This window comes from Caulobacter sp. D5 (assembly GCF_003185805.1).
Taxonomy (GTDB): Bacteria; Pseudomonadota; Alphaproteobacteria; order Caulobacterales; family Caulobacteraceae; genus Caulobacter.
Genome location: NZ_QHJY01000312.1, coordinates 1 through 6,559 on the forward strand (window position 1 = coordinate 1; position 6,559 = coordinate 6,559).

A 6,559-nucleotide genomic window follows, 5' to 3' on the forward strand; every position below is an offset into this window, starting at 1 on the left:
GAGACCCCTCACCCGACCTGCTTCGCAGGCCACCCTCTCCCGCAAGGGGAGAGGGAATGGAAAAGCCTGGGTCCCCGCTTTCGCGGGGATTTTACGGGGAAAAGGCCGGCCGGCGCTGGGGAAGCTGAAAACGGCCCCCCTCCGGCCCTTTGGGCCACCTCCCCCAGGGGGGGGGGAGGATCTGGCGCGGCGCTCGGTCTCGGTCCCTCCACCACGTCGTGGTTGCCGTCGCACGGGGAGTGAGGATCAGAGGGTTTCCATTTCCCCGACCGTCGCCGTCCTGCGATGCGCCAGGGCCTCGGCGATGTGCACGCGCTTGACCGACGCCGCGCCTTCCAGGTCGGCGATGGTGCGGGCCAGGCGCAGGGTGCGGGTCCAGCCGCGGGCGGAGAGGCGGCCGGCTTCGGCGGCGCGGGTCAGCAGGGTGCGGCCGGGCTCGTCTAGGGCGCAGATGCGCTCCAGCAGTTCGCCTTCGGCGCGGCCGTTCAGCACCTCGGGCGTTCCGGGCATGACGTTCTCGGCGCGCTCGGCTTGCAGGCGACGAGCGGCCGCCACGCGGGCGGCGACCTCGGCCGAGCCTTCGCTGGAGGCCGGCAGGGCCAGGTCCGCGGCGGTGACGGCGGGCATGTCGACGGCCAGGTCGATGCGGTCCATCAGCGGACCCGACACCCGGCCCTGGTAGTCGCGCTGGCAGCGCGGGGCCTTGCCGCAGGCGCCGCGCCCGGCTCCGCCGTGACCGCAGCGGCACGGGTTCATGGCGGCGACCAGCTGCACGCGGGCCGGATAACGGATGTGGGCGTTGGCGCGGGCGACCATCACCTCGCCGGTCTCCAGCGGCGCGCGCAGGCTGTCCAGGGCCTGGACGCCGAACTCGGGCAGTTCATCGAGGAACAGCACGCCGTTATGGGCCAGCGACACCTCGCCCGGCTTGGCCTTCAGCCCGCCGCCGGTGAGGGCGGCCATGCTGGCGCTGTGGTGGGGGCTGCGGAAGGGGCGGGCGCGGGTGAGCGTGCCCTTGGCGATCAGCCCGGCCACCGAATGGACCATCGAGGTCTCCAGCAGCTCGCCCGAGGTCAGCGGCGGCAGGAGGCCCGGCAGGCGCTGGGCCAGCATCGACTTGCCCGAGCCGGGCGGGCCGACGAACAGCAGGTTGTGGCCGCCGGCCGCGGCGATCTCCAGCGCCCGCTTGCCCTGCTCCTGGCCTTTGACGTCGCGCAGGTCTTTGGCCCGCTCGCCCTCGATCACGGGGCCGGGGGAGGGGGCGGAAAGGATCTGGCTGCCCCGGAAGTGGTTGATCAGGGCCACCAGCGAGCGCGGCGCCAGGATCCGCGTGCCGCCGGCCCAGGCGGCTTCCGGCCCGCAGGCCTCGGGGCAGATCAGGCCCAGATCCATGGCCCCGGCCGCCATGGCCGCGGGCAGGGCGCCGGCGCAGGCGACGATGCGGCCGTCGAGCGACAGCTCGCCCATCGCCGCCCAGCCGTCCAGCGCGTCGGCCGGGACCACGCCCATCACCGCCAGCACCGCCAGGGCGATCGGCAGGTCGTAGTGCGTGCCCTCCTTGGGCAGGTCGGCGGGGGCCAGGTTGGCGACGATGCGCTTGCCTGGCATCGACAGCCCGAGACCGGCGAAGGCGCCCCGCACGCGCTCGCGGCTTTCGGCCACGGCCTTGTCGGCCAGGCCGACGACGGCGAAGGCGACCTGACCGCCGGTCAGCTGCACCTCGACGTCGACGCGACGCGCCTCGACGCCCTCGAACGCCACCGTGACGACCTTGGCCGCCATCCCGATCCCCCGGTTTTTGTCCTAGTTATCCACAAGTCCAGCATGGGGACCGGTTCGGAGCAAGAACAAAAATCGAACGTTTTGAGAAAGTGTGACGATTCAGTATACTAGCGACACTTGTTCAAGCAGAGGTTGATCGGATGGCTTCGATCCGATCCCAGAGGATCGCGGCGGCGTCGATTCCGCTGAACCGCTTCAACTGCTGCGCGCCGGTGGGCGAGGTGACGTTGATCTCGGTCAGATAGTCGCCGATCACGTCGATGCCGACGAACAGCAGGCCGCGCTTTTTCAGCTCCGGGCCGATGATGGCGCACAGCTCCTTGTCGCGGGCGGTCAGCTCGACGGCCTCGGCCCGGCCGCCGACGCGCAGGTTCGAGCGCACCTGGCCGGCGGCCGGCACGCGGTTGATGGCGCCGACCGGCTTGCCGTCGACCAGCAGCACGCGCTTGTCGCCCTTGCTGACGGCCGGGACGAACTTCTGGGCGATGACCTGCTCGCGGCCGATCATGGCGTGCAGTTCGAGCAGGGCGTCGAGATTGGGATCGTCCGCCAGCAGACGGGCCACGCCCGAGCCGCCGCCGCCGTAGAGGGGCTTCAGGACGATGTCGCCGTGGCGGGCGCGGAAGTCGTAGATCGCCTCGTGGTCGGAGGTGATCAGGGTCGGCGGCTGCACGCCGGGGAAGTCGGTGACGAACAGCTTTTCGGGCGCGTTGCGCACTTCCGCGGGATTGTTCACCACCAGGGTGTGGGGGTGAACCTTTTCGAGAAAGTGCGTGGCCGTGATGTAGGCCATGTCGAACGGCGGATCCTGGCGCATCAGCACCACGTCGACGTCGTCCTTCATGTCCAGCAGCACGGTCTCGCCGAGCTTGGCGTGGGCGCCCTTCTCGGCGAACACCTCCAGCGGCTGGGCGCGGGCGAAGACCCGGCCGTCCTCCAGGGAAAGCTTGTCGGGGGTGTAGAACCACAGCTTATGGCCGCGGATCTTGGCCTCCATCATCATCAGGAAGGTGGTGTCGGTGTCGATGTTGATCCCCAGGACGGGATCCATCTGGACGGCGACGCGCAACGACATGGGGACTCCTGGGGCGTTTTGACTTGCGCGCACAGGTACACGGTTCCGGGGCGCTGGTGTCTAGTTAAGTCGAAGCTGGGCGATTGCGAGGGCCGATCTCCGAATCCTTCTCCCCTTGCGGGAGAAGGTGGCGGCCCCCGGGTCCGGCAAAGCCGGCCCGAGGGTAAACTCCGGCCGTCGGATGAGGGGTTTCTCAGAACGACCCGTTTTCACCCAGCCGATCCACCGGTCGCGGCGGATCGGGCTTTCGACCCCTCACCCGACCTCCTTCGGAGGCCACCCTCTCCCGCAAGGGGAGAGGGATCAGTTGAGGCGGAGCCGCACCCGCTCTCGTGCGGCCCTCTCTAGTTAAGTCTGAGCCGCACGCGTTCGCGTGCGGCTCGGGCCGCGATCGTCGCGCCCCCATCCAGCGTCTGCGCGCGCGACAGGGCCTGCAGCGCCCCGGCCAGGGCGCCCTGGCCTTCGCGGGCGGCGGCGACGTCGAGCCAGGGGTGGTGGTCGGTGGGGTCGAGCAGGGCGCGGCGCAGGGCCGAGCGCTCGGCGCGGGCCCAGTCGCGGGCCTGCTGGGCGCGGGCGAAGATGTTGTTCTGCAGGCGGATCAGCACGGCGCGGTCGGAGATCGGGGCCATCAGCTGGTCGAGCCTTGCCGCGACGTCGGGCATCAGGCCGGTGCGCAGGGCCCGGCGCGACAGCTCCGAGGGCAGCACCACCCGGCCCTCGCTGAACGGATCCAGCGCCAGCGGACCCTCGTCGGTCTCGATGCGCAGCAGGAAGTGGCCGGGGAAGTCGACGCCGAACACCTCCAGCCCCGCCTCGCGGGCGGCGTGGATGTAGAAGACGCCCAGGGCCACGGGCAGGCCCTTGCGGCGCTCAGCGATGGCGATGACGTCGGCGTTGTCGGGGTGGTCGTAGGTCAGGAGGTCGCCGGTCAGGCGCAGGTCGCCGGCCATGGTCTCGGCGATGGCCTCTTCGGGCGACTCGCTGCGCAGGCGGCTCTTCAGGCGCTCGACGGCCGAGCGGGCCAGGTCGAGGGCCGGCTGCTCGTCGCGGTCGGGATCGTCGTGCACCGCGCAGGCCGTGGCCGCCTCGAACAGCGGGAAGCCGTCGTCGTCGTGCTCGCCGGCGCGGGTGAGGATTGCCTCGGCCTCGTCACGGGTCATGCCCAGCCCCTCCCGTCATCGGGCCAGGCGTCGGGGACGTGGCGGGGCGGGCGGCCGGGCGACATCGCCAGCAGGTCCAGGCGCACGGCCATGCCCTTCAGCCCGGCGCGCGAGGCCGCGGCCAGCGCGCCCGCGCGACGCAGGCGCATCCGTTGTTCGAAGCTCACCGCCTCCAGCGCCGCCTCCAGGCTCGTCCGGCTCTTGACCTCGACAACGATCAAGACGCGTCCGCGTTGCGCCAGGATGTCGATCTCGCCCGCGCGGGTGGCCAGGCGGAAGCCGAGAATGCGGTAGCCCTTCAGCATCAGCCAGGCGGCGGCGATCGCTTCGGCCCGGCGACCGGAGCGGCGGGCGGCCGCGCCGCGTGCGCTGCGGATGTCGCGGAAGGGACCGGCCGTCATCCGGCCTCCTTCAGGGCCAGGGCCTGGCGGTAGAGGTCCTTGCGCGACAGGCCCAGGGCCTTGGCCACCTCCGAGGCGGCCTCGCCCAGGGGCAGGCGGGTCATGGCCTCGCGCAGGGCGGCCTCGGCGTCGTCGGCGCTGGCGGCCTTCTCCTCGCCGGGACCGACCAGGATGACGATCTCGCCCTTGGGGGCCTCGAAGCGGGGATCGACGGCCAGCTCGCCCAGGGGGCCGCGCACGCAGGTCTCGTAGAGCTTGGTCAGTTCACGGCACACCGCGCCCGGACGATCGGCGCCGAACACGGCGGCCATGTCGGCCAGGGTGTCGTCCACCCGCGAGGCGCCTTCGAAGAAGATCAGGGTGGCGCGGACGTTGGCGAATTCCTCCAGGAAGGTCCTGCGCGCGCCGCTCTTGGGCGGCGGGAAGCCGGCGAACAGGAAGCGGTCGGTGGGCAGGCCGGCCAGGGTGAGCGCCGCAAGGGCGGCGGAAGCGCCGGGGATCGGAAACACCGGATGGCCGGCCGCGATCGCCTCGCGGGCCAGGCGGTAGCCGGGGTCGGAGACCATCGGCGTGCCGGCGTCCGAGACCAGGGCCACGCGCTCGCCGGCCTCCAGCCGCTCCAGGATGACCGGGATGGCGCGTTCGGCCACGTGCTCGTCGTGGCGCTCCAGCTTGGTCTTGATGGAATAGGCCGACAGCAGCTTGCCGGTGACGCGGGTGTCCTCGGCCAGGAGCAGGTCGCAGGCCGCCAGCACGTCGAGCGCCCGCAGGGTGATGTCGCGCAGGTTCCCGATCGGCGTGGCCACGAGATAGAGGCCGGGCGCGAGGGGGGCGTCGGACAGGACGGGCGGGGGAAGCAGACGGCTCAAGACGCGGAACTATCCTTGTGTGGGGCGCTGCCCCGGAGAAGGTGTCGCGAACAGTTATCAGGTCGCCAGCATGCCCGTAAGCCGGTCGAGCACGAGCCTGCCCTGACGCGTGGCGCGCAGACGATAAGGGTCATCGACCAGAAGCCCGGACTCGACCAGCGATTTCACCTTGGGCGTGTCCGCCGAAAGGTCGAGGGCGGCCATCTCGGCAAAGGCCACGCCGTCGTCGATGCGCAGGCCCAGCAGCAGGCGCTCCTCGGCGGCCTCGACGGGGGTGAGGTCCTCGCGCTCGAAGCCGGTCCCGTCGCGGGCGACGGCGGCGATGTAGTCGGTGATCTTCGCCCGGGCGGTGGTGGCGAGCTTACCCGACGGCAACGTCAGGCGACCATGGGCGCCGGGGCCGACGCCCACATAGTCGACGCCTCGCCAGTAGACGAGGTTGTGGCGCGAGCGGGCGGCCGGTCCCCGGGCGTGGTTGGAAACCTCGTAGGCGTCGAAGCCGGCGGCCTCCAGCACCTCCTGCGTGGTTTCGAACAGCTGGGCGGCCAGGTCCTCGTCGGGCGGCACGATCCTGCCGCGCCCCACCGCGCGGTCGAAGGCGGTGCCGGCCTCGATGGTCAGCTGGTAGGGCGAGACGTGCTCGGGTCCGTAGGCCAGCATCTCTCCCAGCTCCTCGCGCCAGGCGGCGTCGGTCTGGCCGGGGCGGGCGTAGATCAAATCGACCGACAGGCGCGGGAAAAGGCGCGCGGCCGTGGCGACGGCCCGCCTGGCCGAGCCGGCGTCGTGGTTGCGGCCAAGCATCTTCAGCGAGGCGTCGTCCAGCGCCTGGACGCCCAGCGACAGCCGCGCCACGCCCGCCTGCGCCAGCGCCTCGAAGCGGCCGGCCTCGGCGTCGGTGGGATTGGCCTCGAGGCTGATCTCCAGGTCGTCGGCCGGGCTCCACAGCGTCTTGGCGGTCGCGATCACGCGGGCGACGGCGGCCGGGTCCATCAGCGAGGGCGTGCCGCCGCCGAAGAAGATCGACAGCAGGCGGCGCGGCCCGGTCAGGGCGCGCTGGGCGGTCATGTCGGCGACGATCGCGTCAGCCAGGGCCGCCTGCTCGTCGGTCCGCCCCCGGTCGCGCACGACGTTGAAGTCGCAATAGGGGCAGATGCGGGCGCAGTAGGGCCAGTGGACGTAGAGGCCCAGGGGGGGGAGGCCCAGAGGGGGGAGGCCTAGCGGAGGGAGGCGTTCCTCACTCAAACAGCGCCGCCTTCAGCTTCTCGAAGGCCA

At 71.6% G+C, this 6,559-nt stretch carries 6 protein-coding genes; all 6 read right to left on the minus strand.

What is annotated here, in order from left to right:
* Positions 1-246: 246 nt before the first annotated feature.
* Positions 247-1,782, minus strand: a complete 1,536-nt coding sequence (locus DMC18_RS19165) for a YifB family Mg chelatase-like AAA ATPase (RefSeq protein ID WP_110133209.1) — start codon at positions 1,780-1,782, stop codon at positions 247-249.
* Between the two features lie 121 nt (positions 1,783-1,903).
* Positions 1,904-2,857: a glutathione synthase gene (gshB, locus tag DMC18_RS19170; RefSeq protein WP_110120431.1), complete on the minus strand. Its 954-nt coding sequence runs from the start codon at positions 2,855-2,857 to the stop codon at positions 1,904-1,906.
* 344 nt (positions 2,858-3,201) lie between these two features.
* The gene (locus tag DMC18_RS19175) at positions 3,202-4,017 is read right to left on the minus strand and encodes a SirB1 family protein (RefSeq protein ID WP_110133210.1); all 816 of its coding nucleotides are present in this window, start codon (positions 4,015-4,017) and stop codon (positions 3,202-3,204) included.
* Positions 4,014-4,418 (minus strand): YraN family protein, encoded by a 405-nt coding sequence (locus tag DMC18_RS19180; protein WP_110133211.1) that lies wholly within the window; start codon positions 4,416-4,418, stop codon positions 4,014-4,016. The genes DMC18_RS19175 and DMC18_RS19180 overlap by 4 nt, the downstream gene beginning before the upstream one ends.
* Positions 4,415-5,287: a 16S rRNA (cytidine(1402)-2'-O)-methyltransferase gene (rsmI, locus tag DMC18_RS19185; RefSeq protein WP_110120428.1), complete on the minus strand. Its 873-nt coding sequence runs from the start codon at positions 5,285-5,287 to the stop codon at positions 4,415-4,417. Before rsmI ends, DMC18_RS19180 begins: the two co-directional genes overlap by 4 nt.
* Before the next feature lie 57 nt (positions 5,288-5,344).
* Entirely contained in the window at positions 5,345-6,490 is a 1,146-nt protein-coding gene (hemW, locus tag DMC18_RS19190) for a radical SAM family heme chaperone HemW (RefSeq protein WP_110120430.1), read from the minus strand.
* Positions 6,491-6,559: the final 69 nt, after the last annotated feature.